This window comes from Mycolicibacterium gadium, from assembly GCF_010728925.1.
Classification (GTDB): Bacteria; Actinomycetota; Actinomycetes; order Mycobacteriales; family Mycobacteriaceae; genus Mycobacterium; species Mycobacterium gadium.
Window position 1 is genome coordinate 3,264,720 of the sequence record NZ_AP022608.1, and the last position, 25,706, is coordinate 3,290,425.

The following is a 25,706-nucleotide window of genomic DNA, read 5'->3' on the forward strand; positions in this document are numbered from 1 at the left end:
TGGTGTCGCGGGTGCTCCCGGATGGACTTGCGAGCGTGTTCGTTGAGCTGCTCGCGCGCCGATCTGCGGAAAGACTATCTATCTTCAGCCAACACGTCGGCGGCCCCCCGTGCCGACTCGCGCCAGCTCCGCTAGTCATCTCGGATCGGCGCACAACACAATGACGACACTGTTGCCGCTGGGGAGCAACTCGAGATCGGGTGAGGCGAGATAACGGCAAGGCGTTGATCTTGAGGGCCGTTTTCCCCGCTGGTGAGACGTTGTCGAATTAAGATTGCGACGCCGCTGCGAGCGTCTTCGGTGCACGTACAGTGCCACGTCCAATGGGGCGGGCAACCACGTGTGGCCGCACTATGGTGATCGCGTCGCGGCAGTGTCGGGTGGGTTCGTCAACAGTTCGAGCCTCCCCCGCACAGTTTCGAGATCGCTGCCGGCCTTCAGTGCACGCCTGCACTCGATCAGTGCTCGAGGCCAGTTCACGATCGCGGCGCCGCTCAAACGTTGCTCGCCATCGGGGTAGAGCGCTGTGAATCGATTGTCGGACAATCGATCTCCGACGACGAGTGGCTCACTTAGGTGAGTTGTTTGGCCGCAAAACTGGATCTTCCAGTCGTACTGGTCGCTCCATACGTACTCGACGGGCTCGTAGCAGCGCAGATGGTCGGGGTGCGAGATATTGTGCGCGACGCAAGACGCCTGGTCGACCGCGTTTGTCCAGTGTTCGATGCGCATCATCACGCCGCGGGCGCGATGAAACCAACGCGACACGTCGCCGACTGCGTAGACGTTTTCTGACGTGACGGCACGACAGAACTCGTCGCAGACCAGGCCGTCATCGACGACCAGTCCGGACGGCATCAGCCAGCCGTCGTTCGGCACGGCGCCGATGCCCACCACCACCGTGTCGGCTTCCACGACGGTCCCGTCCGTGAGGCCGACCTCCAAGTTGCCGCGCTCCCCCTCAATATTCTCGACACCGACGCCGAATCGCGTGTGCACTCCGTGGTCTCGGTGCAAATCGACGAACCACCCACCGATCTCTTCGGTAAGCACCCGGCTCATCGGCACCGGCACCGGGTCGACAACCGTCACTTGCAGCCCCAGTGACCGCGCGGTTGACGCGACCTCGGCCCCAATAAATCCTGCCCCGATCACCACGAGGCGGGCACCGGCAACGAGGTCGGCCCTTAGCCGCAGACAGTCCTCTAGGGTGCGTAGCACATGAACGCCCGGTCCCTGGCCCCACGGGGATGGTCGCGCGCTCGCTCCGGTGGCCACCACCAGGTGGTCGTAGTGCAGGGGCTCATCATCGGCGAACTCAACCTCGCACGCTGCGACATCCACTCCGATCGCGCGGCGGCCGAGGCGAAGCTCGATGGCGTCGGCGGCGGCAGCGTCTCTGGTGAGTAACGTCGCAGCCGCGATGTCACTCGTACCCGCAAGCAACGCTTTGGATAGCGGCGGTTTGTCGTAGGGCAGTGCAGTTTCCTCGCCCACGAGGACGATGTCGCCGTCGTAGCCTTCCGATCGCAGCGCCTGGGCCGTGCGGACCCCGCCGACAGAACTGCCGACGATGACGACCCGTGACGTCATTCGTCTACGACTTCCAACGCTGCCACCGGACAGCTGCGCGCAGCCTCCTCGACCCGGGTCCTGTCCGCGGAAGGGACCTCCGTCTTCCGGACCAACACGAGTCCCCGGTCGTCGATGTCGAAGTAGTCCTCGGCGGCTACGACACAGTTCGCGTATCCCTGACATACCGCGTGGTTAGCCTTTATGACTCCGTCCATGTGCTTTCCTTCCCTATGTTCGTCGGGTTCAATTGCGCTGGGGTGCAGGTCCGAGGCCGAAACCGCCGTCGGGGCGGATCGTTTCGCCGGTAAGCCCGCGGGAGCGGTGCGAAGCGAGAAAGACGTAACTCCACGCGTGGTCGTGACCCGATAGGGCCACGTTGAGCGGTGTGCGAGCAGCCAATTCGCGGGCCCGGTCGGGTGCAGCATCCAGACGGCGGGCGCCAAGGTCGAGACTGTCGAGTCCGCGCAGGTCGGTGTTCAACGTTCCCCCTGGGGCAACACCGTTCACACGGATCCTCGGCGCGAGTTCGTGAGCCAGTGCGGTGACGAGGCCACGCACCGCGAACTTCGACGCGACATACAGCAGGCCGCCACGTCCTGGATAAAATGATGAAGCGGACTCGGTGAGGATGATCGAGGCGCCGTCCTGGCCCATCAATGCCGGCACTGCAGCCTTGACTGAGTGGATATGACTCAGGACGTTGATACGAAACATCTCGTCGAACGCCTTGTCGATTCGCTCGGGGGGGATGTCCTGAAGACGACGGTAGAAATCGAAGATCCCCACGCAGTTCACCAATGTGTCGAGTCCGCCGAACGCGTCGGCAGCGACCTGCACAGCTTCGTCGTTGGCGGTGTGGGTGGTCCCATCACCCTCGATTACCGGGATGTCGGGCAGCTGATGGCGCAGCGCCGAGCACTTATCGCTGTCGTACTCGAGCACGGCGACCTGGGCATCCTCGTTCAGGAACGCGTCGACGGTGGCCCGACCGATACCCGAACCTCCGCCGACGATCAATGCGCGTTTGCCCGCCAGCCAGCCAGTCATACCTCGTCGCCCAGAATCAAGGGAGTCCCTGCGTTCCCCACCATGGCCGCTAAGGTGGCTGGGTTCTGCCAGGTCAACGCCTCGATCTCCAAGGCATCCAGCGACACCCACTGCGCCGATTTTGGCGCCTGAATCAACAGCCGAGCTCCGTTGCGAGTGGTCACTCGGCGCACGACGACCTCTGCGAACTCGTTGGCGATGTTAAGTGCATCGCCGGTCGCCCCGGCCAGCAGCGTAGCCAGTTCCTCGCACGCCGATTGTGGTGGTGACTGCGCGCCCTCGCCGGGTCGATTCGAGCTCATAGGAATACCGCCAGATTCTGCATTCGAAGCACTGATTCATCGACGGCGATTGTGCGCCGGGCGAGTTTGAGGGCGTTGCCATCGCGACGTAGGAGATCCTCACGACCGCATGAAAGGAGCGTGGACTCATTGACGTCGCCGCGGCTGCGGAACAACAACTCAGCGCTGTCGACCGCGAGGTAGTCGGCGTCGTCGGTGAGGAATGTGCGCACGTTGGTGATGAAGTGACGCAGGCGCGACGGCGGATCCTCAGTCCAGGCGTGCTCGGTGGCGAATCGCGCAACCCGACGACTGAGTGAGTATTTGTTCTCGTCGAAATGCGCCATTCCTGCTGAGCTATCGAATCCGGCGCCGGCGGCGGTGGTGATCCGCACCGGCATGTAATAGTGAATGTCCTCGGTAAGAACACCCAGCCACCTGTCGTAGTCTTGGGCATCGAGAAGGTACGCCTCGTTGATGAGGAAGCGATGCGCCTCCAGATGGCGAGAATCGTCGAACGGCAAGGCTTCCCCCACACGTTGGGCGCGGGCTGCGTGCGCACCAAGTACCGATGGGGCCATGGGTCGACCAGTGCGCTGATCCTCGACGGTCACAGCATCACCGACGTCGGAGCCGACTCCGAGTCGATACCGGCAACGGCCCGGCCATTGGTCTGCACCATTGGCTCAATACCTTGCGGGTTGTCGGTGAGCACAGTAGCCGGGTCGACTCGCAGCGGCGGCATGTCGAGGTAGTCAGCCCAGAGCCTCAATAATTGCCGTTGATTGTTCTCGTTGTAACCGAGCTGAGCGTATCCAGGCCCGTGAAACTGAGCGCTGCTTAGGGTGTCGACCACCCGGGCATCGTCTGCGAGCAGCCCCATCCGGCTGTTCAGCCGCAGTCGGCGGGCCATCGAACCCCCCGCGGTGTTGGTCAGCGACACCCAATTCTCGACATCGTCTTGTTCGAACATTCCCGTCGAGCCGAAACACATCAAATAAGCCTTGTATGAGGCCGCCTTAAACGCTTCCGGGGCATCAGAATCCACCGCAAACCAGGACAGCACTTCAGTCTCGTTCTCGCTAATGGGCTGCCATACTCGAATCGAAATGAACGGCAAGACGTGCTCGCCGTCCTCGACTTTCGGCCAGTTGTGCACGAAGCTGATGTTCGGAAAGCACGTCGCCGCCGAGATCATGAACCCATCGGCGCCCACCACCTGTCGCTGCTGCTCGGTCCAGGTCGCCTTGGCACGACTGATCATTTCCGCCGGGTAGCCGACATAGCTCATCCGGTCTTCGAAACTCCCCTCAGGCAGCTTGTATGTGGTCCCCCCACCTCTGCCCGCCCAATAGGTTGCGCCGTCTTTGCGCTTGTGAGCCTTCGGCTCTCGGAACAGGCCGATCTCGACCACCGACGTGTGCGTCTGCGGCGTGTGGTACATGTCCCCGGCGAAATTCTCAGCTGCGATCTTCCAGTTCGCTTTTACCCGCCAACGCTGGGGACCCTGCACCTCGAGACCGTTGGGGCCCTGCTTGGTGTAGAAATCGAGATAGAACCTGAAATCACCCAGGTAATCTTCAAGCGATTCTGCGTCAGGATCCATCGACAGGAAGATCAACCCGTTGTAACTGGCCACACTCGGCGCTGGCAACAGGGTCTGACCCGCCTTGTTGAACCCCGCCTCCCCTCCGTAGGCCTCTTGGTGAAAAGGCAGTCCGATAATGCGGCCGTCGTTGCGGTAAGACCACCCGTGGTAAGGGCATCTGAAATTCGACGCGTTCCCCATCTCCGCCCGACAAATCTGCATACCGCGATGGAGGCACATATTGAACATCACCCGGACCTCGCCTGCAGAATCACGAGCGACGATGAACGAATCCTGTAGCACTTGCCTGACCACGTAGTCGCCCGGCTGCGGAATTTCGGACTCGTGCGCGACGAACAACCACGCCCGACTGAACAGCCGCTCCTTTTCGAGCGAGAAAATCTGCTTGTCGTTGTACACGTGCGCCGGAATCATGCCAGTGCGTACTGCCGCCAACACCTCACCGTGATCCTGCATCTTCAACTCCATGACTCAGCGACGGGACCCAATCCTCGACTGAGGCGCCTTCACTGTTATGTAGAACACGACTCTGTCTAGCAGAGAGTATGCCGTCAATTTGCCGGTGTAGTCAACCGGCCTCGCTGAGCTGTCGAACTGTCGCGCAGCCCGCTTCGTTGCCTTCGACGAAACGTCCACAACGGCATTCACCGCCCGAGGCAGTATGTCTTCCTTGCCCACGCGATTTGCGACGAGTGGGCACAGGGCCCGTAACGAAAACGACCGGCCCGGTACTGCTGCGCACGGGCAGGCATGCGTGGGATGCCAGCAGCTGTCAGCGGTACTGGCCGAGCAGATTTCGTCGGAGATTTTGCGCCGCCTACGGATTGGACTGGTCACCGACGACGACGCCGCGGGAAGCAAGTCTGCGGACCGCCCGGGCCGACGGCGGTGCCAGATGTTGTGCGGTGAGGCGACATTACGCCGCCGATGCCTGAGCGTCGCGATTCTTCGAGCTGCATTCGGCTTTCACCGCGGTAAGGTCTCTGTCATGCAGAAACCTCCTGTCGCGGGCATGGAGCATGACAGCACCGGAAAGCTCCCGCAATATCCGATCGAGTCTGTCGACAATGCTCTTCGCCTAATCCTCCTCCTCGGAGACCGCTCTGAGATCCGGCTCACTGACGCCAGCGAGTACCTGCAGGTCGCTTCGTCGACCGCGCATCGCCTGTTATCCATGCTTCAGTACCGCGGTTTTGTCCGCCAAGATCCGATCAGCAGGGCATACCAGCCCGGACCGTCCTTGACGAACGTGGCGTTCGCTGTGCACTCCAGGATGGACATACCGCGCACCGCCGCGCCGATTCTGCGCCACCTCGCGGAGACGTTGCAAGAAACCGTGCACGTAGGAACGTTGGACGGCAGACTCGTTCGCTTCATCGCGGCACTCGAAAGCCCTTCTGCTGTTCGAGTGATTTCGCGTTTGGGTACTACACGTGCTGCCCATTGCACGTCGACAGGTAAAGTCCTACTCGCCGGACTATCCGATGACGAGCTTGACCAGTTGTATCCCGACCCACATTTGGAGCCACTCACCGAGCATTCCGTGCGTACCCTCACCGAACTGCGCGCTCAATTGGCAGAGGTCAGAAAGAGTGGGTTTGCGACCAGCAACCAGGAAAGTGAGGAAGGCGTCGCGTCTGTTGCCGTGGCCGTACCCGTAGGAGGTTCCCAGATGAGGCTGGCACTCAATGCGTCAGCGCCCAGTTATCGATTCGGGCCCTCAGATATCCGCAAAGCTCGCACTGCCCTAACAGACGCCGCCGCCGAGCTAGCCCGCAATCTCGGCTGATGACGTCCAAAAAAGTGGAAGCCGACAGTGAAATGCTCAGCGGCGCCCCAGATTTGCCTGGCTTCATTGCCACCCTCGACGCGTTCCTAAGCATGGAGAAGCAACGGAATGCCGAACCGATGTTCGCGGCGGTCCTCACCGACGACTTTCAGATCGGTTTTCGTGGTGGTTACCAGTGGAAAGGCCGCGATGGTCTGCAGACGTACCTTGACCAACGGGCCGGGATCTTCGACGAACGCCTGGAACTGCGCCACGTACTTTCCTACATCCCGGCGAAGGAGGGTGTGGTCGAGCTGACGACCCATCTTGAGTTCTACTTTCGACGCTGGAAAGCACCCTCGTTGGTCAGCGAAGAATTCACCGGGTCGGCCTTTCGCACGTGGCTGATTCGCATAGCTGACAACGAGATGCGCGTGAAGCAGGTGATTATCGATGGATTTGCCAATCTCAACGAAAACGCACGGGCGGTGTTTGCCATCCCAGGTGAAGGGTTCGACGAATAAGCGCTACAGCGACGAAGGCGGTAGACGTCCACCGACGCCGAGGCGCACGATCAAACCTCGCTTCTCCATAGCACGATGTCGATCTCGTCGAAATGAGACATCGCAATCAGGCCCTGTAGGCCCTCACGGGTTATTGGAAACCGACCTCTCCCCCTTGGACGCCGGCTAGCGGGATCTATGCCCACCATCCCGGCGACGTCCAGTACCGCGGTAATGCGCAGATGTTCTGCAGTAGGTCGGTGCCAGGTTCCCCGAACCGATGATGGCGACTTTCGTCATTGCCATCATGCCTCTGAGAACGTGGCGGAAACCGATCCCAAAGGCTCGATCTCCGCTTCGACATGAACTCCGGGCCTGACCGCGGCCATGGGTCCAAGCGCTCCTGAAAGAACGATCTGGCCAGCGCGAAGTGGCTGCCCGTACGCAGCAGCTGTCCTGGCCAACCACATCAATGCAAGGATCGGGTCACCCAGACAGGCCGCTCCAGAGCCGGCTGATACCGGAACGCCATCGGCCGACATTCGCATGACGACGTCCCGGGGCTCGAATTCGTCGATTTCGAGCCGGTTCTTCCCCAGAACGAACAGCCCGCTGGAGGCGTTGTCCGCCACGGTGTCAGCGATACTCAAGTCCCAATTCGCTATGCGGCTGTCCACGATCTCCAGTGCCGCAACGGCGTAGCGAATCGATCCTCGAATTTGATCTTCGCTTGACACATCTCTGTCGATATCTTCCGCGAGTACGAAGGCGACTTCGGCTTCGACCTTGGGCTGCAACAACTTTCGATAAGGAACGGGCGTCTCGCCGGATGCGTCCATGTCCGCAAATAGGACACCGAAATCCGGTTGGTCGACGCCGAGTTGTTGCTGTACTGAAGGAGCAGTCAGGCCGATCTTTCGACCGATTACCACTCCGCCCGCCGCCACCCGGCGAGCGTTGAGCTCCTGCTGAACCGCATACGCCGAATCAATGTCCTCCGCGCCGATCAGCGTGCGCACCGGAAGTGCTGGTTGCCCTGTCACGAAAGCGGTTTGGATACGGTCGACGGCAGCTCGGATGATGCTGATGTCGCGAACTGTGGTTGTCATATGTGACCTTCCTTTTTGGGCGGCAACGTCATCGACGTTATGGACAGGGTTAATGGGGTTCGCGCAAGTGTTGCCAGGCAAAGCCTTCTTACTGCCGAGCGCTTTTCGCATGCCGGTCGACGTCGGCCACCCCGGCAATGGACTTGAGTCGAAGATGGGAGGAGATCTCGAGCGAGCCGCCGACTCCGCTGTCTTTGTATCCCTCGGCTGGGTCGGAGACACCGTGGCTCCGCGCGTTAATCGAGATGCGCCCGGTATGCATTTTGCGCGCCACCGCCGTCGCACGCTCGACGTCACGACTGAACACCGCACCGCCAAGCCCATATGACGAATCATTGGCCATTCGTGTCGCGTCCTCATCTCCGTCATGAGGAACCACGACCAGCACGGGCCCAAATATCTCTTCGCGGAACACGCGCATCGTACGGTCGACGTCGACGATCACCGTGGGCTCGACGTAGAAGCCGGTCGCAATGGACGGACGGCCACCTCCGAGGGTCACCCGAGCTCCTTCGGCACGAGCCGAGTCGATGTAGTCCTCGACACGTGCACGCTGCGCCGCGCTGACAAGCGGACCGAAGACTGTCCCTGGATCCAGCGGGTCACCCACCTGAGCACTGGCCAAGCATGATGTGACGACCTCGAGTACATCGCTGAAGCGTGCGCGAGGCGCGATGACACGCGTGCACGAGTAGCAGACCTGCCCCGTATTCGGCAGGCAGGTGGTGACCAAGTTGTCGGAGAAGAGCTCGAGGTCCGCATCGTCGAGCAACACGGCCGCCGACTTCCCACCCAGCTCCGCTACGACCGGCTTCAACAAATGCCCTGCACGCGAGGCGATTACGCGACCGGCATCCGTGGAACCCGTGAAGGACACCATGTCTATGTTCGGATCGTCAACCACCGCGGACCCTGTCGTGCGGCCACCGGTGACGACGTTGATCACACCGGGAGGGAATCCGACTGCCGCAGCGAGCTCCCCGATGAGCAATGAGTCCAAAGGTGTTTCCTGCGCAGGTTTCACGACGACCGTGCACCCTGCGGCGAGAGCCGGAGCCAGCTTGTGGGCTAATAGTGACTGGGGCGCATTCCACGGGATGATGATCCCGACGACGCCCACCGGTTCACGTCTGACGATGTTCTTCCCGTCGGCACTAGCAACTTCGGGCTCGAACGATTCGGCTTCCTCGGCATAGTGACGGTAGAGAGCTATGGGACGAGTGCCATTGGTACGACGTGACCTCGAGATGACGGCTCCATTCTGGGCCGTCACGAGGTGCGCGATCTCCTCGCGTCGTTCATCGAAACGGTCGGCCAGCGCGGCGATCAGGGCTGCACGATCTTTGGATGGCGCTTCGGCCCACCCCCGCAGCGCGGCGTGCGCCGCCATCGCCGCTGACGCTACATCGGCGGGGCTCCCGTCTGGAACGCTCCCGACCCAGTCCTCGGTGGCCGGATCGGTGAGGTCGATGAAGGCATCGGAATCGGACTCTTGCCAGACACCATCGACATAGATATGGCTGTGGCGACTGCCGATCACGCCGATTCTCCGGAAAGTACTGGATTCTTGACCACAGCGGGCGTGAAAGTCGCAGGGACACTATGGAATCCACGCAACACGTTGTTGAGCTTGCGGATGGGCTCGCCAATCGTGATCGTCTCGACGCGCTCGATCATCGATTCTAATACCGCTTGGAGCTCGATCCGGGCCAACACCTGACCCGCGCAGGCATGAAGACCGGTTCCAAAGGTCAAATGACCCGCGGCGTTTCGGTGAATGTCGAATTTGTCTGGCTCCGGATACTGGCGCTCATCGCGATTGCCGCTTCCATAGATGACAGCAACCCGCTCACCCGCGGCGATCTCAATTCCGCTTACCTCGGCGTCCACCGCTGCGACACGGGAGAAGAGCTGCGCAGGTGCTTCGATCCTCAACACCTCATTCACGACGGCGTTGACCCGGTGCGGTAACCCGCGGAGTTCGTGCCACTGCTCAGGATGCGTCCCGAGCAGCCACACCATCGCCCCAAGCGCATTGACGGTCGTGTCCATCCCCGCCGTAAGGTACGCCGAAAGTAGGTGCAGGCAGTACTCCTCGGGGATGATCCCAGCGTCGGCCGCTTCGTATACCGCGGCACCCATGCTGCCCGGCGCCAGTTGGTCCCTCGTTGCGACGGTGCGGATGTACTCGAACTGCTCGGCGATGTCGGCCAGGCCTGCGGAGGTGCGATCACTTGGCGGCCCAAAGGCGTTGAACGCACCGCTGGCCCAGCGCAGCAACTCCGAGCGAGCATCAACGGGGAGGCCGATCAGCTCTCCGACGACCTCTACGGGAAAGACCTGACTGAAGTCGGTCACCGCATCGAAGGAGCCTCTTCTGGTCATCTCGTCGACAAGCGATTGAGCTCTGGGCCGAATGATCTGCTCCACATTGCGAATTGAGCGAGGCCCCAAACGATCCTGGAGAACACCGCGCAGCATCTCGTGGCGTGGCGGGTCGGACGCGATGACGCTATGTCTACGGACCTCGTTGAACTGATTGTTGAAGCCGACACCTTTGCCGGATATGAATCGCGTGTGGTCAATGAGAACTGCCCGCACTTCGGCATACCGCGCCACCGCGAGCACGCCATTAGCGGTCAGGCGGACGACCGGCCCCAGCTCACGCATGCGGGCGTACGTGGGAAACGGATCACGCAACACCTCGTCGGAGAAGATATCGACGTCGAACTCTGGGATCGTGCTCACCGACTCTCGGCTCCTTCTGTTGTATTGGGTTGCCCCCCGGTTGCCGTGCGAGACGTATCCTTGTCGCCCGTCACCTCATCCGAAGCGGACGTCGACTGCGGCGGATCCGTTGCCGGCGAGATCTTTACTGGCCAAATGCCGGTCCAGCCGGGGATACACTCGGCGCGCGTTACCCTCCACCACTGCGTGGTGTTCTTCCTCACTCAAATCGAGTTCGTTGATGTAGACCAGCGTGTCGTCCCATGCGACTCCGGTGTCCGGGTCAACTCCTCGAACCGCGCCGAGCATTTCGGAAGCGAAGAGCAGGTTAGCCGGGCCGATCACCCGGTGCAGCAGATCGATTCCAGCCTGGTGATAGACGCAAGTGTCGAAGTACATATTTCCCAGGAGTTCGCTTGGGTCTGGTCGGCCCAGCCGAGCCGCCAAGCCGCGGTAACGGCCCCAGTGGTACGGGACGGCGCCACCTCCGTGCGGGATCACAAAGGTCAGCTTCGGATATCGCTGGAACAAGTCCGACTGCACGAACTGCATGAAAACGCTCGTGTCAGCGTTGAGGTAGTGCGCGCCGAGCGTGTGGAAGTTTGGATTACACGAGATCGAAACATGCACCATCGCAGGCACTTCCAACTCGATCATGGCCTCGTACAGCGGGTACCAGTATTCGTCCGTCATCGGGGGCGACGTCCAGTACCCGGCCGTCGGGTCCGGGTTGACGTTGCACCCGACGAAACCGAGTTCATCCACGCAACGTCGTAGCTCGTCGACCACCGGACGCAGGTCTCCACAAGGTGTCTGTGGCAACTGAGCCACTGGCGCGAAAGCGTCGGGATAAAGTTGCGCCACACGGTGGACCAGGTCGTTGGACGCACGGGCCCACGCGGTGGCGGTGGCCTGGTCCGCTATGTGGTGCTCCATCCCGGAAGCTTTCGGCGAGAACAGCATCAGATCACCACCTCGCTCGCGAAGCACGCGCAGCTGATTGTTCTCGACGCTCTCTCGGAGCTCGTCTTCACCGATCCTCGGCGCTGCCGGTGCCGGCACGCTGGGATTTTCCAACGCCGCGAGCTGTTGGTCACGAAACGCCTGATGCGCCGGCGGTGCCGTGGTGTAGTGACCGTGGATGTCAATGATCACCGCACGGCGTCCTCGTAGTCGACATAGCGCAACCCCGCGCGGGCAAGGTCGCCACGCATGTTGTTGACGTCGAGGCTGAGTTCACCACGCATGTAACGCTTCCGGTTCGCGGCTTCCTTGGTCTCGCGCAGCTTGGATGCCGCTGCGACGGCAGCGGCCTCCGTGCGGGGGACTACTACGACACCGTCGTCGTCGCCGACCACGACGTCACCCGGTTCGACCCATGCGCCGGCGCACGTGATCCCAATATTGACCGAACCAAGGCGTTTTTTAACCGTCCCCTGTGCTGAGACACATTTTGACCAGACCGGGAACTTCATGGCGGCGAGTTCAGCGACGTCCCGGCATCCGGCGTCGATCATCAGACCACCGACACCCCGGGCCGCGAGTGCCGTGGCCAGCAGTTCACCGAAATACCCATACTCCGAGGGCTCTTCGGGAGCGATCACCAAGACATCGCCTGCCTGACACTGCTCCACCGCCACATGGACCATCCAGTTGTCATCTGACGGGACACTGACAGTCACCGCCGATCCGCAGACCCGTGCACCGGTGTAGATCGGCCTCATGTACGCAGCGAGCAGCCCGGTGCGGCCCTGTGCTTCATGAATGGTCGCAACTCCGAACTGGGCGAGTTCATCCCGCACCGCGGGATGGGCGCGAGGCGGATTGCGGATGACGACAGACACCGTCAAGACTCCCTTCCCAGCCAAGGCATCAGCGAAATGTGGATCACGTCGGCGTCCTCTGTGTCACCAGCCAGCGCTCGGATAGCCCTGTCGACCTGATCGAGCGGGAATTTGTGCGTCGACAGCCGCTCCAGCGGAAACCTGTGCGATGCAAGCTGTTTGAGTGCAAGCTCACACGCGCGGTAACTATGGCCACGTGCGCTTCTGATCGTGATGGCCTTCTCCGTGAGCTTTTTCACCGGGAAATCAGGGAACGCGGCAAGTTCCCCCTGGATGAGCATTGTGCCCTCACGGCGTTTCAAGGCGTCGATACCGAGCAACACCGGTTCCACACCAGCCCGCGAGGTGCAGTCGAGCACGAAGTCGACGCCGCGCCCGTTGGTCAGATCCATGATCCGGTCGTAGGGAGCTTCTGCGTCGATGTCGATGACCTCGTCTGCACCGAGCTCCAACGCGAGGTCCAGGCGAGCTTTGTCCCGAGAAGCGCCCGTAACGATGATTTGGGACGCGCCGGCTTGCTTGCAAGCCACGACTTGCGACAGTCCCTGCTGGCCCGGCCCTTGAATCAGAACAGTGTCGGCGTAACCGACACCCGCGGCGATCAGTGCCCACTCGATGCCGTTCGACAAGGGAGTAACGAGACCGGCCAGTTCAGCATCGACACTTTCGGGCACCTTGTGTACCACGGCATTCCACGGCAAGTACATGTATTCGGAGAAGCCACCCCACAGCGTTCCGGCGTTGTTGGCTGAGGTGTAACCGTATCTGCGCGCATCGGCGTTCGTTCGCCAGTCCGTTGCCTCGCAGTGGCGGTACTCGCCGATTCGGCACCATTCGCACTGATAGCAACCAACGTAATGCTCGACGAAGATTCGGTCGCCTTCGCCCACACCGTGCAACCGCGTGAACTTCTTTCCCGCCGCGGCGATGATGCCGACGTTCTCGTGGCCCATGATCACCGGCTCGTCGAATGGCGGTTTGGAATACATCTTGACATCCGTGCCGCATATCCCGGCGACCTCCACCTTCAGCAGCGCGGAATCATCGGACAGTTCCGGCAGGGGCAAGTCCCGCAACTCGGTGGTGTTCGGCGCCGTACGTACAGCAGCCAAAACGCGCTCGACCAATTCATCCTCGCAATCGCTTTTTGGCATTATGGTCATGCCAATTTACCATCTGCGGCATCGGCCACCATTGCCGGTAACTGCCCGTTTTCCAAGGGTTGCCAACGCCGCCAGCCCTTCGACCCTCGGGAATGATGGTTTCGGCAACACACTCCGCGACACGATCCGGATACGGTGCTCTCAGCATCAGCGCGATGTGCTCAAAGCCGGCGCCTAAAACTGCCGCGCTCGCCGCAGGGCGATCCGCAAATCGCCTGTTGTGCCGCGGTGATGACTCCGGATGATGGCATGACTTGCCACGGCCCCGCAGCGACCGTGACACAATGGCCATGCCAATTTACCAATATGCTATCCAAGCCGCCAGTGCCCGGAGACTGATGCCTGAAAACCGCCGCGTGCTGACCACGCTGACGCGCTCTCAAGGAGCCAACCAAGCCGTCAAGGACGGCTCGGTAGCTCCTGCAGGATTTCAGCTGAAGTTCGAGGAAATACCCGTGTTGGTCAAGGGGTTCCGCCGAATGGTTCGGCACCTGGAGTTCGACGTCAGCGAGATGGCGCTCACGACCTACCTGACCGCACGTGAACACGGTGTCGCCTTCACCGCCTTACCAGTCTTTCTCGTGCGGGGGTTTCACCACGGGGCCATCCTGTACAACCGGCACTCGACGATCCGACACCCGAAAGACCTCGAAGGCCGGCGGGTCGGCGTCAACCGCGGGTATACCGTCACCACGGGTGTGTGGGCGCGCGGCATTCTCGCCTCGGAACACGACGTCGACCTCGACCGAGTGACTTGGCTGCTTTCCGGCGACGAACACGTCGAGTCGTACGTCCCTCCGTCCAACGTGGTCTCCGCCGGCCCCGACGCAGACTTGGCCGATATGTTGATCGCAGGCGAAATCGATGCGGTCATCGGCGTCGACGTCGACCATCCTGATATCGCGCCGTTGATCGCCGACCCCCACGGTGCCGCAATCAGCGCCTTGCGTGATCGTTCGTTCTACCCCATCAACCACCTCATCGTCCTCAAGGACGAGGTGCTGCAGCACTACCCGGACGCTGCGGCTGCAGTGTACGCAGCATTCAGTAAAGCTAAGGAGCGCTATGTCGCTCGGCTCTCCGACGGACGGGTGACCAGCCCAACCGATCGGATGTACGCCGAGGTGATGAAGACGACGGGCGCAGACCCGCTGCCCTATGGTGTTGAGCTCAACCGGCCAATGCTCGAGCAATTGTTGGAGTTCGCACTGGCGCAACACATTTTGAGCCGACCGATCAAGATCGAGGATGTATTCGTCTAGCATCCGCGGGTGCGGGACGGATCAGCTCGCGAAGCGAAACCGAGACATCGCGGGCATCCTGGGCCCGGATTGTGGATCCTTGGGTGAGCGCCTTTTGTACTGCCATGTAGTCACCTGGCGCGTTGACGGAGTCAACCGCCATCAAAGCGTCGTCGTGGTAATAGAGCACGGAGAATGACTCACGTTCGGGAGCGCCGCGAACCAAGTAGTAGTCGTGTCCCCTCGACAGGCCGGCGATGCGAAGCTTGAGATCGAACTGTTCGGACCAGAACCGCGGCACCGGCAGGTCTGACTCCACCCTGCCCGCCAATGTCGCGGCAGCCGCATTGGCCTGAATTATGGCGTTTTGAACCGACTCCAAGCGTACTTTGCCGCTGCCGGTACGCCAATCGGGTTGAACAGTGCAATCGCCCGCCGCTACGACGTTCGGATTGCTGGTACGCGCGAAGCGGTCGACAACAATGCCACCGTCACAAACGAGATCCAGTTGGTCCGCGAGTTCGGTCCGTGGCACGACTCCGATACCGATGATTACAAGATCTGCGGGAAGGCTGCTGCCGTCTGACAGTTCCACCGATTGCACGCGGGCATCCCGCCCGGTCAGCGACACTACTTCCGCGTTCAGACGTATGGTGACACCGCGGCGCGCGTGCGCATCGAGGTAGAAGCCGGAGACCACGGGTGCCACGGCTCGCCCCATCAACCGATCGGCGGCCTCAACCACGGTCACCGTTTTACCTTGGGCACGCGCAACCGCCGCGGCTTCGAGTCCGATGAACCCGCCGCCGACCACGACGACGGATTCTGCTTCGCCCTGGAGCTGGCGCAGCTTCGCGGCGTCATTCGCTGTCCGGAGGTACATCACCCCGTCGAGATCGGCGCCCGACACGGCCAGTCGCCGTGGACTGGCGCCAACGGTCAACGCCAACTTATCGAACCACAGCGTTTCTCCTGACGCTGTAAGCGCGACTCCTGACGGCCCCTCCCCCTCTAGTTCAACCCAATTGACAAGCTCACCCGTGAGTACCGAAATGTCCTGGCCCGCCAAATACTCCGGGGCACGGAGTAGCAGCTGTTCGAAGCCGATGTCACCCTGCAAGTAGGACTTCGACAATGGGGGCCGTTGGTACGGCGCATGCGGCTCGTCGCCAACTAGTGTTATTGGTCCGCCTTCTCCTGCATCACGAAGCGAAAGAGCCAGTTGGATTCCTGCTTGACTGGCGCCGACGATTAACGTCCCTGCGCTCACCCTCACTGCTCCTCTGGAATGTGAACGATCAGGCCGTCGAGCGACTCGATCATCGTGATCTGACAAGACAATCGGCTCGACTCACGCCGTTCGGCGGCAGCACCGAGTTCGAGTAGGTCCTCTTCCATTCCCTGAGGCCCACCAACGTCAACTGCAAACTCTTCATCGACATAGATGTGGCAGGTGGCACAGCTGCAGTTTCCGCCACACTCGCCTACGATGCCGGGAACGCCGTTGCGTACGGCGGCGGACATGACCGGCTCGCCGAGATGCGCATCCACCACGCGCTGCGAACCGTCCGGAGCGATGAAGACAACCTTTGGCATGTGGTACTCCAGTCAAGAGATTAAGGCCTGACCATAATACCTTGAGGTTGGGGACCTACGGGGATACGGGACGAGGAAGGATGCGCATCGACGCGAACGGCTGTGAATCGCACGCATTCGTGGCGAGCTGGCACGGGGATTTCCGCCGCTGCTCGCGGCGGATCGACTGATGACGCGGGTTCTCCTCTAGCCGACGTGCGAGCACGGGTTCTGCCCTATTGGACTTCCGCGATAGCAGTCGATTGGCGAACCAGCCAGTCACATTAGTTGTGGCACATGGAAATCCACTGCGAATGATTCGTATGATTGTGGAACAGATGATGCCCGCGCAGGTACGTGCCCTGGACATACCGACCGGAGCGGCGCTGCGTTACGACAAAGGCGATAAGCTAATGCCACTTGTTACGAGGAGGCGTCTACCTCTAAGCGGCCACGCCACGCCGGCGCTCAAGTGGCGGACGACCGCCAGGGCGATCGCCTTATCATTGGGCCATGCCTGCATCCGAGAGTCCCTCGACGACCCCGGCTGATTCGATGTTCAGCCCGGTCAGTCCGGGCCGGGCCTCGGCGATGATTGTCGACCAGATACGTGTGTTGATTCGGGAAGGTCAGCTGCGGCCGGGCGACCGCCTGCCTGCCGAACGTGAACTCGGTGACAAGTTCGGGGTGAGCCGGGTTACGGTGCGCGAAGCATTGCGCGGCCTCGAGGCGAACGGCATGGTGCGCATCAAGGTCGGCGCCCACGGCGGCGCGTTTGTGACGGCACCAACGAGCCAGCGTATCGGTGAAGGCATCGAGGATCTGCTCAGCTTGTCGGGCCTGACCGACAAAGATGTGACCGAAGCGCGGCAGGTTTTCGAGATCGGAATCATCCCGCTCGTGTGCGAGCGTGCGACTGAACAGGACATCGAAGAACTGACAGAGATCTGCGACCGGGGGGACGCGGCTTTGAAAGAAGGTTTCTATCCGATGGAACTGTCAGCGGAGTTCCATGCACGCGTCGCCCAGGCCAGCCATAACAAGGCAATCGCGATGCTGGCTGAATCTTTTCACGGACCCACTCTGCTCTCGATGCGCCACGTCCAGCAGTCACACCCGGAGATGGGTATCCGAGGCATTCGGGAGCACCGCCAGTTTGTGGCGGCGATCAAGAAGCGCGATGTCGACAAAGCGACGTCCGTGATGCGTACCCACATCGGCCGAACGGCAAAGCACGTCTCAAAGGGCAACTGACCCCAAAAAACGGATCACCCGCGCAGGCGCAGTTTCGGCGGTCTGCGCCGCGACCGGAACGTCCCAATACTCGTTGATGGGAAGGCACTCCTGTAGGTAACGCGCCGCCGAGGGTGCATGCGACGCATCTTCACCCGGCACGATGAGCGCGGGCACGTCCGACACCAGTAGGTCATCAGCTTCAGGGCCAGGCACGGTGTCACGGTCGAACAACAGAGTCGCCATCGCCGCGACAGTGATCTGGTATTGACGGCTGCCGAGATCACGGTATTGCGCGGCGAAATCAGGGTCGGAGCGCAACACGCTGACCCAAGGACCCAGTCTGGCGTCTGAGGAGAAGTTGCCTTCGGTCGTTGCCGCCAGGTCGACAACACCGGCCAGCCCGTGCTCCGCGGCGTAGGCGAGGTGGGCTCGGAACCGTTCGAGCTGCTTTCGCCGGTACCGTACGCCGCCGGCCGGCGAATACAGCACCATCCCCCCAACCCGCCCGCGATGAGCGCTCGCCATGCACGCCGCGATCGAACACCCAATGCAGGCACCCATGATATGCACTCGGCCCAGCCGGAGATGGTCCAACAGGCCGACACCCTGTCTCACGTAATCAGCCCATGAGACACGCTCGACGCGCCCGCCAGACTCGCCGGCCTCACGCTTGTCGAACGTGATGCATTGGAACCGCTCCTGCAACTGTGACAGCATCCGCGTTCGACGATAGAGGCCGTGCTTCTCCCACGCGTCCATGGATGCGGCGAAGCCGCCGGGCGAGAACATCAGCAGCGGCGGGCCCGAACCTGCTACCGCGTAACGCGTTTCAATGCCATCGATCCTCGCCGAAGCCACGTTCAACGTCGAAGACCTCCCCTGATCTGGCGAGCAGCCCGCACGTCATCTGCATACGCCGTGATGGCGTCCAGCGCGATCTGGGCGACGTTGGCATAAGTATCCGGTGGGCTGTCGAGCCCATCGGCGCTGTAACCAATTGCGGCCGTGGCCATCCGGATCCGGCCGTCCAGCCACGGGCCGCCACCGAATCCACCGAGCACCGGGATGGGCACCGCCTCGGCCACTGCCGCCCCAACGACGGGTCCCGAATTCGTGAAGTTCAGCAGCACTGCGCCCGCATCAGCGAGACGACGGGCCTCACAAACCATCTCATTGAGAAGTTCGTCTGAAACCGCATCCTCGGCGCTCGGTGTGGCGCTATACGTCACACCGTATTTGAGGGAAGTCTGCGGGGTGATACCGAACTGAGCGAACACGGGAATCCCTGCACGCGTCACCGCGGTCACGGCATCTAGATGATCGGATGCCCCGTCTAGTTTCACCATGTCGATGCCGGCTTCCTTGGCGAGACGAATTGCCGCCCGCACAGCACTCTTTCGCCCGTCCTGCAGCGGACCGAACGGGAAATCACAGGACAGCAAGGCGCGCCGGACACCGCGGCGCACTGCCTGACACACCACGACCATCTGATCCATGGTGATTTCAAGCTGATTCGGCTGACCCCACAGGTTGATTCCCACAGTGTCACCAACCGACACCAAGTCGACGCCGGCACGATCGACTATCCGTGCCATCTGGTAGTCCCACGCCACCACACCGACGATCTTCTGCTCACGCAGTTTCATGTCCTGCAGGTCAGCGAGTTTCACCTTCGTGCCCACGACGGGTCCCTTCAGGCTCGCAGCGCTGAGAGCAGATCGGACACGTCTTCTTCGTGACCGCTGACGACGAGTACGCGCGCAAGCGGCCGCAACACAGCCACGGTCTGACTCGCCGCCGCGCCTGCGCCGACGACGACGCCAGCGGTCATGATCGCGCGAACCGTGCTCGCCGCACCGATGATGCTTGCTGCAGCGGCATCCCCACCGGTGGTGGCAACCATGACGACCACATCGGCGTCGGCAAGCTCCACCGCAAGAGTGGAGACGGCGCCGTCGGTGTCGAGCAGCGAAACCCAACCCTGCTCCTCCGTATTCCTTCTCGGTTCGGCTACCGACAGGAAGCGTGCATGTCCCCACGGCTGAGATGAAAGCCGCTCGATGACCGCTCGTGCACCACCGTCGAGCGCAATGACGCGCACGCCCCTCCGCCCGGCGATCGGGCGGTTGATCCGGTATCGCATCTCGGCAGCAGATGTCGCACGCGCGCAACTACTCCCGAGACTCGGCTGAAGTGGACTGGTCATACCGATGTCTGCCGCACGCCTTCGCGCACCCTGAGATCTTCTCCGCACGCCTCGCTGAACGATGCGTCACGCGGAAGGACGACGGCCGCAGACCGGACTCGATGATGTTCAGGGTCAACACCTGGAGGAGTCGTACCCTTGTCGCGCAACGCCTCAGCCGCCCGCTTCAACTTTTGACGCGCTTTGATGATGCCACTGTCGGCAGACACCAACCGCTCCTTGGTCCGATCGACGATCGGTCCCATACTCTCCTGCAGCGACGAGTCTTGGATCGCGATACCCCGCACGCCCGAGTATGTGTGGCCACGCTTCTGCGCCGCACGATCCATCAGATAGTCGTTGTCCTTATTCGCCTGCGGTCGGTACGTGCCAGGGATGTTGGCACTGTGCACCCCGTGCCCGACCTTCATCGCCTGAACTTCCTGCGAAGTCAACGGTCTCACGGGGTGATAGTCAAACGAGTACGCCCAACAGTTCTCATCGTCGATGGGAATCCAAAAGTGGCCGTGAACAGGATGATCCCCTCGTGGCGGCACCATCGTGAAGCACGGCATCACCCACGGCGTGATGCGCCAGTAGTAGTTGTCGGCGTCAGCGTTGCGGCGGGCACCAACGAACAAACCACCCTCGGAGTCCGCGACCTCGAAGAACGGCTTGAGGTCCGCCATGTTGTACTCGTTAGCCTTGCTGCCTTTGAACAGCGGGTCCGACTTCAGGCCCCCGGAATGCAGGAACGACACATGACTGGAATCGATGCCACCCTCGAAGGCTTGCAGCCAATTGCATTCCTGCCATCGTTTGGACGTGAAGGTCTGATCGGCCGGCACGAGAGCAAATTCGAATTCCGGTAACGGCGGCTGCTTCGCGGGGTCGCCCATGTAGGTCCACAGCACGTCCCCGATCTTGACCAGCGGGTAGGACGTCAGTTTGACGTGCGCACAAAAGGTGGACCCCACAGGTTCGGACGGCACCTCGACGGCTTGTCCCGTGACGTCGTACTTCCAGCCATGGTAGGGACATCGAAGACCGCCCTCTTCGTTGCGGCCAAACCACAGTGAGGCGCCACGGTGCGCGCAGAACTCGTCGATCAGGCCGAAGTTGCCGTGACTGTCACGAAAAGCGATCATTCGCTCGTTCAGCAGCTTCACGCGTACCGGTGGGCAATCATCCTCCGGCAGCTCCTCGGCGAGCAAGGCTGGAATCCAGTATTGGCGGAACAACTCCCCCATCGGCGTCCCCGGCCCGGTCCTGGTCAAAAGCTCGTTAACCTCTGCGCGTAGCACCTCTACCTCAGCTTCTCTCTTTCTCTCCCACCATCGGCCGTTCACGCCCGATCAAATTGCCCTAATAGTAATACCATTAGGTATTCAGGACCAACCAGCCGCCTCGCTCGACGTCGTGGGCATTGGTCGACGGCCCGCACCGATGTTGCGCGGCCCGTCAAGGACACCGGGACCGGACTCTGCCGTAAGCGGTGTGGGCGAGCGCAGACTTGCACCGCGGAGGGGATTATGGACGGCGACTTTCTTTGTCAGACCTCACGGTAGGTCGAGACTTAGACAAATACTCCCCCGCCATCGACGATCAGGACTTGACCGGTGATGAACGCGCTGCCGCCGCTGCATAGAAATCGCACCACGGACGCGACATCCGCGGGGAATAGCGTCCGCTTGATTGACCGGCGGTTGACCGCCTGGGCGACGTAGTTGGGATCGTTGAGTTCGTTTGTGGCCTCGTCGTCCACGAGCCCTGGGGCGACTGCGTTGACGGTGATTCCACGCGCGCCCAGCTCTCGGGCCGCAGCGCGGGTGAGGCCCTCGACTGCAGCCTTGGAGGCGATGTAGTGCGGAAAACCGAGCGTTCCCGTCCGCGCGGTCGACGAGGAAACGTTCACAACGCGACCGCCCCGCGCTGGCACCGCTGGCAGAATGGCTTTCATCGCTTGCCACGTACCCCGCACATTGATGCGTAGGACGTCGTCCCATTCTTGGATGGTCAATTCTTCCAAGGACTTCTTGGAGCCGAGCGCCTTATACATCGCAGCGCAATTGACCAAGCCGTCTATCTGACCGAAGCGCTCCACGGTGTCTTTGACGAGTCCAGCCAGCGCGTCTTCGTCGGTGACGTCGAGACGGTGATAGATCACCGTCGGCCGCCAGGGCGGTGGCGCGAGGTCGGCAACCACCACGTTGGCGCCAGCGTCCACGAGATCTGCAACCACTTCATCGCCTATGCCACTAGCGCCGCCGGTTACCACGATGACGGTGCCGGCCACGTCGAACGGGTCCCGGTCAGCCACGGCAGCGGATCAATGGCGAACGACGGGAGGGGTCGGCATCAGTGAGGTCCGCCGAGCTAGATGCGTAGCGTCCGTTACCGAGGACAACCGCATCTGCGAACAGGGCCCTGTCTTCATTGCCACTCATGCCCTGCTGCGCGCAGGTCGCATATTTCATCAGTTTCTCTGTCTGCGCGGTGTTTTCGAGACGTGCTAGTGGTCGGCCCCGGACATCTGCTCGAGTGCGAAGCGCTGCAACCGGATAGCTGCGCGCGGACTCATCGACATGCTCACGCTCGGAGCTCTCGATCTCATCGCGTAGCAACATGACGATGCCATCATCGTCCAAATCAAACACATCCGGCGCAGCGACAAAGTCTCCCTCGCGCCGTTCCTGGTCTGCATGGATCTTGATCACGGGAATCCTGGTTCAAATATCTGACGGGCTGTTTCTGCTAAACAGAGCTTTGTTCTGTAAAATAGCAGTGGATATTACCTGGGTCAATCGACAACGACTGGTCGAGGAGCCATTAAGTCCTTGTGCGGCAATTTGTTCGGCTATATTCGCGCCCTTGCGCCTCTTGGAACAGCTGGGTGGGCGCGAGCGTTTCACTTGTGTTGCGGAGGCGGGACGTTGGAGGCGAGTCAATGGCGTCGGTGACAGCGTACGAGACCAAGGCCGGCCGAAGGTGGCGCGTGCGTTACCGGACACCGGACCGACGGCAGACCGATAAGCGCGGGTTTGCGACTAAGCGAGACGCCCGGGCGTTCGCCGCAACTATCGAAGTACGAAAAGCGATGGGCACGTTCGTATCCCCGGCAGCCGGACGTGTGACTGTGGACGAACTTGCGGCAGCGTGGCTGGAAAAAAAGAAGCACTCCGCGGCCTCGTCTCACTACCGCACGCTGGAGTCATCCTGGCGGACCCATGTTCACCCGGTCTGGGCGACGCGGTCCATCGTCGAGATCACCACGATCGAGGTCGAGGGCTGGGTCACCGCGATGGCACGTCGAGGACATGGGACGACCACAGTGCGTCGCGCGCACGCCGTGCTGTCAGGAATTTTGAGCGATGCGGTGAAGTCCCACCGGCTGGCCGTCAATCCAGCTCGCGGTGTGGAGAACCTGCCGCGCCGGGTCGCGCGCCGACACCGCTACCTGACTGCGTCTGAGGTTCACGCCTTGGCTGTCGAGGCGGGAGAGCACCGAGTGTTGGTGCTGCTGTTGGCGTTTTGTGGTCTGCGATGGGGGGAGGCCATTGCACTACGGGTCGGCGACGTGGAATTCCTTCGGCACCGAATCCTGGTCTCGACCAATGCGGTGCAACTAGGAGGAGGCCATCAGATTGGGCCCACAAAGGAACGCCGTTCGCGATCGGTGCCAATTCCGCAATTCGTTCTCGACGAGCTCTCACGCCTTTGCGTGGGCAAGGCACGCGACGCCCTGATCTTCCCGGGCCCTAATTGCGGCTACCTCCCCCGTCCGCGCTCCTCTACTGGGTGGTTCGCCGCGGCGTTGCGACGAGCCGGGTTGCCGTCGATCACTCCGCACGATTTGCGACACACCTGTGCTTCGTTGGCGGTATCGGCCGGAGCCAACGTGCTCGCGCTACAGCGCATGCTTGGGCACCGCAGCGCAAAAGTGACACTCGATGTATATGCCGACTTGTTCGATTCCGATCTCGACGATGTGGCGTCGAACTTGGACGACGCATACGCGCAGAAAAATGTGGGCATTCCGTGGGCACGACGCGCGGGAGCCGATGCGAGTCCCCTCGCAAAAAGCCCATTGATCAGCAGGGATCCCAACGGCATTCCGCCCTCGGCGGAGGTAGGGTAAGACACACGAGCGTCGCTCCGTGCCCTTCCCCGCCGTGTTGTCCACGGAGCTGGCCGCGCTGATGGTCGGCAAGGACCGTGATGCGCTGGTGTTCACCGATCAGCGGGGTTGCGTCCTTCGCAATTCCAACTGGCGCGCTCGGGTGTTCCAGCCTGCCGTGGAAAAGTGCCAGAAGATCGATGACTCGTTCCCCACCGTCACTCCGCACGACTTGCGCCACACTGCGGCCAGTCTCGCGGTGAGCGCAGGGGCGAATGTCAAAGCTGTCCAGCGGATGCTGGGGCACGCGAAGGCGTCGATGACATTAGACGTGTACGCGGATCTTTTCGATGAGGACCTGGACGGCGTAGCCGACCGTCTTGACATCACGATCCGATCTGTTGCGGACCAACTGCGGACTAGTATGCCAGGGACACAGTAATCAGCTAATCGAGTGGAGCCGCTTATCTGCGTGAATCGTTGTGGAGCTAAGGGGATTCGAACCCCTGACCTTCTCGATGCGAACGAGACGCGCTACCAACTGCGCCATAGCCCCTGATACCGGTAGCACACGCTACCAGCCGCAGCCCGCGGGTCGAAAACCGCAGGGCTACTGTCCCGCGGCGCGCGGAAGGTCGAAGTGACGTGCGAACGGGGCGTAGTCGAGGTGCTCGAAGGCCGGGTCTTCGTCGTCGATCTCCAGCACCACCGCACCCGGCCGCCGCAGCCGTGACGGCACGACGTCGAACTCCCTGTCGTCGGTGTTCTCCACCCCGAGCCGCGACCGGGCCATGCGCTGTGCGCGGCGGCGCCGCAGCCGCTCCTCGATCCGCGTCTGGCGTCGCAGATAGCCCAGGTAGAACAGGGTCACCGCGCTGACGGCGGCACTCACCCACCACATCGTCGACGAGACGGTGTACGCCGACACCACCGCCGCGATCACCAGCACCGCCATGACGGTCAGCATCCGCTTGCGGAACTTGTATTTGCGCGCGCTCACCGCGGCAGCTGTCTTCGATTCGTAGCGCCGCTTCCGTGCAGCACTCAGCGAGTCGGCCAGCTCGAGCTCGTTGTCCGACGGTGCCTCCAGGCCGGCGGAATCGGCGACGTACTCGTATTCGTCGTCGGTGCCGTCGGCTTCGGGTCCACCTTCGGGTTCGCGCTCGGCCTGCGGTTCGCCGGCCTCTTCGGCAACGGGCTCCGCTTCGGCGACATCATCGAAATCCAGTGTCAGCTCGTCGGTTTCAGCCCGCGCGGACTCGCCGGCCGGTAGCGCGGTGGCGTCCTCGTCGATCACGTCGACATCGAGGTAGCCGGGATCCTCGTCCTTCTCATCGACGGCGGCGACCCGCACGACCGTCCGACGGGCCGGGGCCTCTTCTGCCTCGTCGTCGCGGTCTTCATCGAGGTCGTCATCGAGGTCTTCCTCGGACGGCCGCCAGTCCGGATCGCTGGCATGGCCGGCCGCGGGCGCCTTGCGCCGGAGGAGCCGAGCGCGGCTGTCGTTGAGAACCCGCGTCGCCAGCGCGACGTCGCTGGTGCGGCGCACTGCGTCTCGCTTGCTGATCAGCATCGGGACGAGCACGAACAGCCAGAGGACGACGAGAGAGATCCACAGGAGGGATTGGGGGATGCTTGGCATGTCGCCGGCTCCTTTCCCCGTTAAGGCTAGGTCTTCTGACCTGCGCATCCGTGGATGGCGCGCCGAGACAATTACACACCTGTA

The 25,706-nt window shown here is 61.8% G+C and carries 28 protein-coding genes and 1 tRNA gene; 7 read left to right on the plus strand and 22 right to left on the minus strand.

The features are described from left to right. Positions 1 to 351 precede the first annotated feature (351 nt). From G6N36_RS16020 to G6N36_RS16045, 6 genes are read right to left on the minus strand one after another with little or no spacing between them, the layout of a single operon-like run. On the minus strand, positions 352 to 1,593 hold the full coding sequence (locus tag G6N36_RS16020) for an NAD(P)/FAD-dependent oxidoreductase (RefSeq protein ID WP_083128709.1): 1,242 nt from the start codon (positions 1,591 to 1,593) through the stop codon (positions 352 to 354). After that, positions 1,590 to 1,790 carry a ferredoxin gene (locus tag G6N36_RS16025; RefSeq protein WP_014211439.1) on the minus strand — a complete coding sequence of 67 codons (201 nt, stop codon included), beginning with the start codon at positions 1,788 to 1,790 and terminating at the stop codon, positions 1,590 to 1,592. Before G6N36_RS16025 ends, G6N36_RS16020 begins: the two co-directional genes overlap by 4 nt. 28 nt (positions 1,791 to 1,818) lie before the next feature. Beyond that, positions 1,819 to 2,622: a 3-(cis-5,6-dihydroxycyclohexa-1,3-dien-1-yl)propanoate dehydrogenase gene (hcaB, locus tag G6N36_RS16030; RefSeq protein WP_083128707.1), complete on the minus strand. Its 804-nt coding sequence runs from the start codon at positions 2,620 to 2,622 to the stop codon at positions 1,819 to 1,821. Beyond that, positions 2,619 to 2,924 (minus strand): hypothetical protein, encoded by a 306-nt coding sequence (locus tag G6N36_RS16035; protein WP_083128705.1) that lies wholly within the window; start codon positions 2,922 to 2,924, stop codon positions 2,619 to 2,621. The genes hcaB and G6N36_RS16035 overlap by 4 nt, the downstream gene beginning before the upstream one ends. Further along, the gene (locus tag G6N36_RS16040) at positions 2,921 to 3,517 is read right to left on the minus strand and encodes a 3-phenylpropionate/cinnamic acid dioxygenase subunit beta (RefSeq protein WP_083128703.1); all 597 of its coding nucleotides are present in this window, start codon (positions 3,515 to 3,517) and stop codon (positions 2,921 to 2,923) included. Before G6N36_RS16040 ends, G6N36_RS16035 begins: the two co-directional genes overlap by 4 nt. Next, positions 3,514 to 4,968, minus strand: a complete 1,455-nt coding sequence (locus tag G6N36_RS16045) for an aromatic ring-hydroxylating dioxygenase subunit alpha (RefSeq protein WP_083128740.1) — start codon at positions 4,966 to 4,968, stop codon at positions 3,514 to 3,516. Before G6N36_RS16045 ends, G6N36_RS16040 begins: the two co-directional genes overlap by 4 nt. 532 nt (positions 4,969 to 5,500) lie before the next feature. Between G6N36_RS16045 and G6N36_RS16050 the strand changes: the two genes are divergently transcribed. Further along, complete coding sequence (locus G6N36_RS16050) at positions 5,501 to 6,301, plus strand: IclR family transcriptional regulator (RefSeq protein WP_163687432.1); 801 nt, start codon at positions 5,501 to 5,503, stop codon at positions 6,299 to 6,301. After that, complete coding sequence (locus G6N36_RS16055) at positions 6,301 to 6,804, plus strand: hypothetical protein (RefSeq protein WP_083128701.1); 504 nt, start codon at positions 6,301 to 6,303, stop codon at positions 6,802 to 6,804. The genes G6N36_RS16050 and G6N36_RS16055 overlap by 1 nt, the downstream gene beginning before the upstream one ends. A gap of 284 nt (positions 6,805 to 7,088) precedes the next feature. On the opposite strand, the gene G6N36_RS16060 is transcribed toward G6N36_RS16055, so the two are convergent. The 6 genes from G6N36_RS16060 to G6N36_RS16085 form a co-directional block, all read right to left on the minus strand. Beyond that, positions 7,089 to 7,892, minus strand: a complete 804-nt coding sequence (locus G6N36_RS16060) for a 2-keto-4-pentenoate hydratase (protein ID WP_067396793.1) — start codon at positions 7,890 to 7,892, stop codon at positions 7,089 to 7,091. A gap of 88 nt (positions 7,893 to 7,980) precedes the next feature. Beyond that, the gene (locus G6N36_RS16065) at positions 7,981 to 9,432 is read right to left on the minus strand and encodes an aldehyde dehydrogenase family protein (RefSeq protein ID WP_163687436.1); all 1,452 of its coding nucleotides are present in this window, start codon (positions 9,430 to 9,432) and stop codon (positions 7,981 to 7,983) included. Then, positions 9,429 to 10,640 carry a cytochrome P450 gene (locus G6N36_RS16070; RefSeq protein ID WP_163687438.1) on the minus strand — a complete coding sequence of 404 codons (1,212 nt, stop codon included), beginning with the start codon at positions 10,638 to 10,640 and terminating at the stop codon, positions 9,429 to 9,431. Before G6N36_RS16070 ends, G6N36_RS16065 begins: the two co-directional genes overlap by 4 nt. Before the next feature lie 75 nt (positions 10,641 to 10,715). After that, the gene (locus G6N36_RS16075; protein ID WP_083128690.1) at positions 10,716 to 11,774 is read right to left on the minus strand and encodes an amidohydrolase family protein; all 1,059 of its coding nucleotides are present in this window, start codon (positions 11,772 to 11,774) and stop codon (positions 10,716 to 10,718) included. Then, the gene (locus G6N36_RS16080; protein ID WP_083128687.1) at positions 11,771 to 12,463 is read right to left on the minus strand and encodes a 4-carboxy-4-hydroxy-2-oxoadipate aldolase/oxaloacetate decarboxylase; all 693 of its coding nucleotides are present in this window, start codon (positions 12,461 to 12,463) and stop codon (positions 11,771 to 11,773) included. Before G6N36_RS16080 ends, G6N36_RS16075 begins: the two co-directional genes overlap by 4 nt. A gap of 2 nt (positions 12,464 to 12,465) precedes the next feature. Beyond that, positions 12,466 to 13,452, minus strand: coding sequence for a zinc-dependent alcohol dehydrogenase (locus G6N36_RS16085; protein ID WP_235690284.1), 987 nt, complete (start codon positions 13,450 to 13,452; stop codon positions 12,466 to 12,468). On the opposite strand from G6N36_RS16085, the gene G6N36_RS29855 reads away from it, so the two are divergent. Together G6N36_RS29855 and G6N36_RS16090 are read left to right on the plus strand one after the other, a co-directional pair. After that, complete coding sequence (locus G6N36_RS29855) at positions 13,367 to 13,804, plus strand: hypothetical protein (RefSeq protein ID WP_235690341.1); 438 nt, start codon at positions 13,367 to 13,369, stop codon at positions 13,802 to 13,804. The genes G6N36_RS16085 and G6N36_RS29855 overlap by 86 nt on opposite strands. Before the next feature lie 160 nt (positions 13,805 to 13,964). Next, entirely contained in the window at positions 13,965 to 14,888 is a 924-nt protein-coding gene (locus tag G6N36_RS16090; protein ID WP_014211426.1) for a substrate-binding domain-containing protein, read from the plus strand. Here G6N36_RS16090 and G6N36_RS16095 read toward each other — a convergent pair. Together G6N36_RS16095 and G6N36_RS16100 are read right to left on the minus strand one after the other, a co-directional pair. After that, positions 14,863 to 16,143 carry an NAD(P)/FAD-dependent oxidoreductase gene (locus G6N36_RS16095; RefSeq protein ID WP_308205958.1) on the minus strand — a complete coding sequence of 427 codons (1,281 nt, stop codon included), beginning with the start codon at positions 16,141 to 16,143 and terminating at the stop codon, positions 14,863 to 14,865. The two genes, G6N36_RS16090 and G6N36_RS16095, sit on opposite strands and share 26 nt — an antisense overlap. After that, positions 16,140 to 16,463, minus strand: coding sequence for a 2Fe-2S iron-sulfur cluster-binding protein (locus G6N36_RS16100; RefSeq protein WP_163687444.1), 324 nt, complete (start codon positions 16,461 to 16,463; stop codon positions 16,140 to 16,142). Before G6N36_RS16100 ends, G6N36_RS16095 begins: the two co-directional genes overlap by 4 nt. Positions 16,464 to 16,997: 534 nt before the next feature. On the opposite strand from G6N36_RS16100, the gene G6N36_RS16105 reads away from it, so the two are divergent. Beyond that, the gene (locus G6N36_RS16105; protein WP_163687449.1) at positions 16,998 to 17,696 is read left to right on the plus strand and encodes a FadR/GntR family transcriptional regulator; all 699 of its coding nucleotides are present in this window, start codon (positions 16,998 to 17,000) and stop codon (positions 17,694 to 17,696) included. On the opposite strand, the gene G6N36_RS16110 is transcribed toward G6N36_RS16105, so the two are convergent. The 6 genes from G6N36_RS16110 to G6N36_RS30245 all read right to left on the minus strand — a co-directional run bounded on the left by G6N36_RS16110 (position 17,682) and on the right by G6N36_RS30245 (position 22,580). Beyond that, complete coding sequence (locus G6N36_RS16110; protein WP_235690286.1) at positions 17,682 to 18,536, minus strand: alpha/beta fold hydrolase; 855 nt, start codon at positions 18,534 to 18,536, stop codon at positions 17,682 to 17,684. The two genes, G6N36_RS16105 and G6N36_RS16110, sit on opposite strands and share 15 nt — an antisense overlap. Before the next feature lie 2 nt (positions 18,537 to 18,538). After that, entirely contained in the window at positions 18,539 to 19,360 is an 822-nt protein-coding gene (locus tag G6N36_RS16115) for a 3-methyl-2-oxobutanoate hydroxymethyltransferase (protein WP_163687455.1), read from the minus strand. A gap of 11 nt (positions 19,361 to 19,371) precedes the next feature. Beyond that, on the minus strand, positions 19,372 to 19,779 hold the full coding sequence (locus G6N36_RS16120) for a 3-methyl-2-oxobutanoate hydroxymethyltransferase (protein ID WP_235690080.1): 408 nt from the start codon (positions 19,777 to 19,779) through the stop codon (positions 19,372 to 19,374). A gap of 101 nt (positions 19,780 to 19,880) precedes the next feature. Further along, the gene (locus G6N36_RS16125; protein ID WP_235690081.1) at positions 19,881 to 21,140 is read right to left on the minus strand and encodes an aromatic ring-hydroxylating dioxygenase subunit alpha; all 1,260 of its coding nucleotides are present in this window, start codon (positions 21,138 to 21,140) and stop codon (positions 19,881 to 19,883) included. A 299-nt stretch (positions 21,141 to 21,439) separates the two neighbouring features. Beyond that, positions 21,440 to 22,183 carry an SDR family NAD(P)-dependent oxidoreductase gene (locus tag G6N36_RS16130; RefSeq protein WP_163687464.1) on the minus strand — a complete coding sequence of 248 codons (744 nt, stop codon included), beginning with the start codon at positions 22,181 to 22,183 and terminating at the stop codon, positions 21,440 to 21,442. Then, entirely contained in the window at positions 22,176 to 22,580 is a 405-nt protein-coding gene (locus G6N36_RS30245; protein WP_308205959.1) for a ferredoxin, read from the minus strand. Before G6N36_RS30245 ends, G6N36_RS16130 begins: the two co-directional genes overlap by 8 nt. Before the next feature lie 230 nt (positions 22,581 to 22,810). Between G6N36_RS30245 and G6N36_RS16140 the strand changes: the two genes are divergently transcribed. After that, positions 22,811 to 24,001 (plus strand): site-specific integrase, encoded by a 1,191-nt coding sequence (locus G6N36_RS16140; RefSeq protein WP_163687467.1) that lies wholly within the window; start codon positions 22,811 to 22,813, stop codon positions 23,999 to 24,001. 19 nt (positions 24,002 to 24,020) lie between these two features. Then, on the plus strand, positions 24,021 to 24,422 hold the full coding sequence (locus G6N36_RS16145; protein ID WP_163687470.1) for a tyrosine-type recombinase/integrase: 402 nt from the start codon (positions 24,021 to 24,023) through the stop codon (positions 24,420 to 24,422). Positions 24,423 to 24,463: 41 nt separating this feature from the next. On the opposite strand, the gene G6N36_RS16150 is transcribed toward G6N36_RS16145, so the two are convergent. Both G6N36_RS16150 and sepX read right to left on the minus strand, forming a co-directional pair. After that, positions 24,464 to 24,536: transfer RNA gene (locus G6N36_RS16150), tRNA-Ala, on the minus strand. Positions 24,537 to 24,590: 54 nt separating this feature from the next. Then, positions 24,591 to 25,622 carry a divisome protein SepX/GlpR gene (sepX, locus tag G6N36_RS16155; protein WP_163687473.1) on the minus strand — a complete coding sequence of 344 codons (1,032 nt, stop codon included), beginning with the start codon at positions 25,620 to 25,622 and terminating at the stop codon, positions 24,591 to 24,593. Positions 25,623 to 25,706: the final 84 nt, after the last annotated feature.

Coding starts and splice junctions, on each gene's coding strand:
- G6N36_RS16085 (WP_235690284.1), bottom strand. CDS start 13,452: ATGTATTCCAAACCGCCATTCGACGAGCCGGTGATCATGGGCCACGAG.
- sepX (WP_163687473.1), bottom strand. CDS start 25,622: ATGCCAAGCATCCCCCAATCCCTCCTGTGGATCTCTCTCGTCGTCCTC.
- G6N36_RS16025 (WP_014211439.1), bottom strand. CDS start 1,790: ATGGACGGAGTCATAAAGGCTAACCACGCGGTATGTCAGGGATACGCG.
- G6N36_RS16050 (WP_163687432.1), top strand. CDS start 5,501: ATGCAGAAACCTCCTGTCGCGGGCATGGAGCATGACAGCACCGGAAAG.
- G6N36_RS16045 (WP_083128740.1), bottom strand. CDS start 4,968: ATGCAGGATCACGGTGAGGTGTTGGCGGCAGTACGCACTGGCATGATT.
- G6N36_RS16140 (WP_163687467.1), top strand. CDS start 22,811: ATGGCGTCGGTGACAGCGTACGAGACCAAGGCCGGCCGAAGGTGGCGC.
- G6N36_RS16020 (WP_083128709.1), bottom strand. CDS start 1,593: ATGACGTCACGGGTCGTCATCGTCGGCAGTTCTGTCGGCGGGGTCCGC.
- G6N36_RS16060 (WP_067396793.1), bottom strand. CDS start 7,892: ATGACAACCACAGTTCGCGACATCAGCATCATCCGAGCTGCCGTCGAC.
- G6N36_RS16105 (WP_163687449.1), top strand. CDS start 16,998: ATGTTCAGCCCGGTCAGTCCGGGCCGGGCCTCGGCGATGATTGTCGAC.
- G6N36_RS16055 (WP_083128701.1), top strand. CDS start 6,301: ATGACGTCCAAAAAAGTGGAAGCCGACAGTGAAATGCTCAGCGGCGCC.
- hcaB (WP_083128707.1), bottom strand. CDS start 2,622: ATGACTGGCTGGCTGGCGGGCAAACGCGCATTGATCGTCGGCGGAGGT.
- G6N36_RS16090 (WP_014211426.1), top strand. CDS start 13,965: ATGCCTGAAAACCGCCGCGTGCTGACCACGCTGACGCGCTCTCAAGGA.
- G6N36_RS16035 (WP_083128705.1), bottom strand. CDS start 2,924: ATGAGCTCGAATCGACCCGGCGAGGGCGCGCAGTCACCACCACAATCG.
- G6N36_RS16100 (WP_163687444.1), bottom strand. CDS start 16,463: ATGCCAAAGGTTGTCTTCATCGCTCCGGACGGTTCGCAGCGCGTGGTG.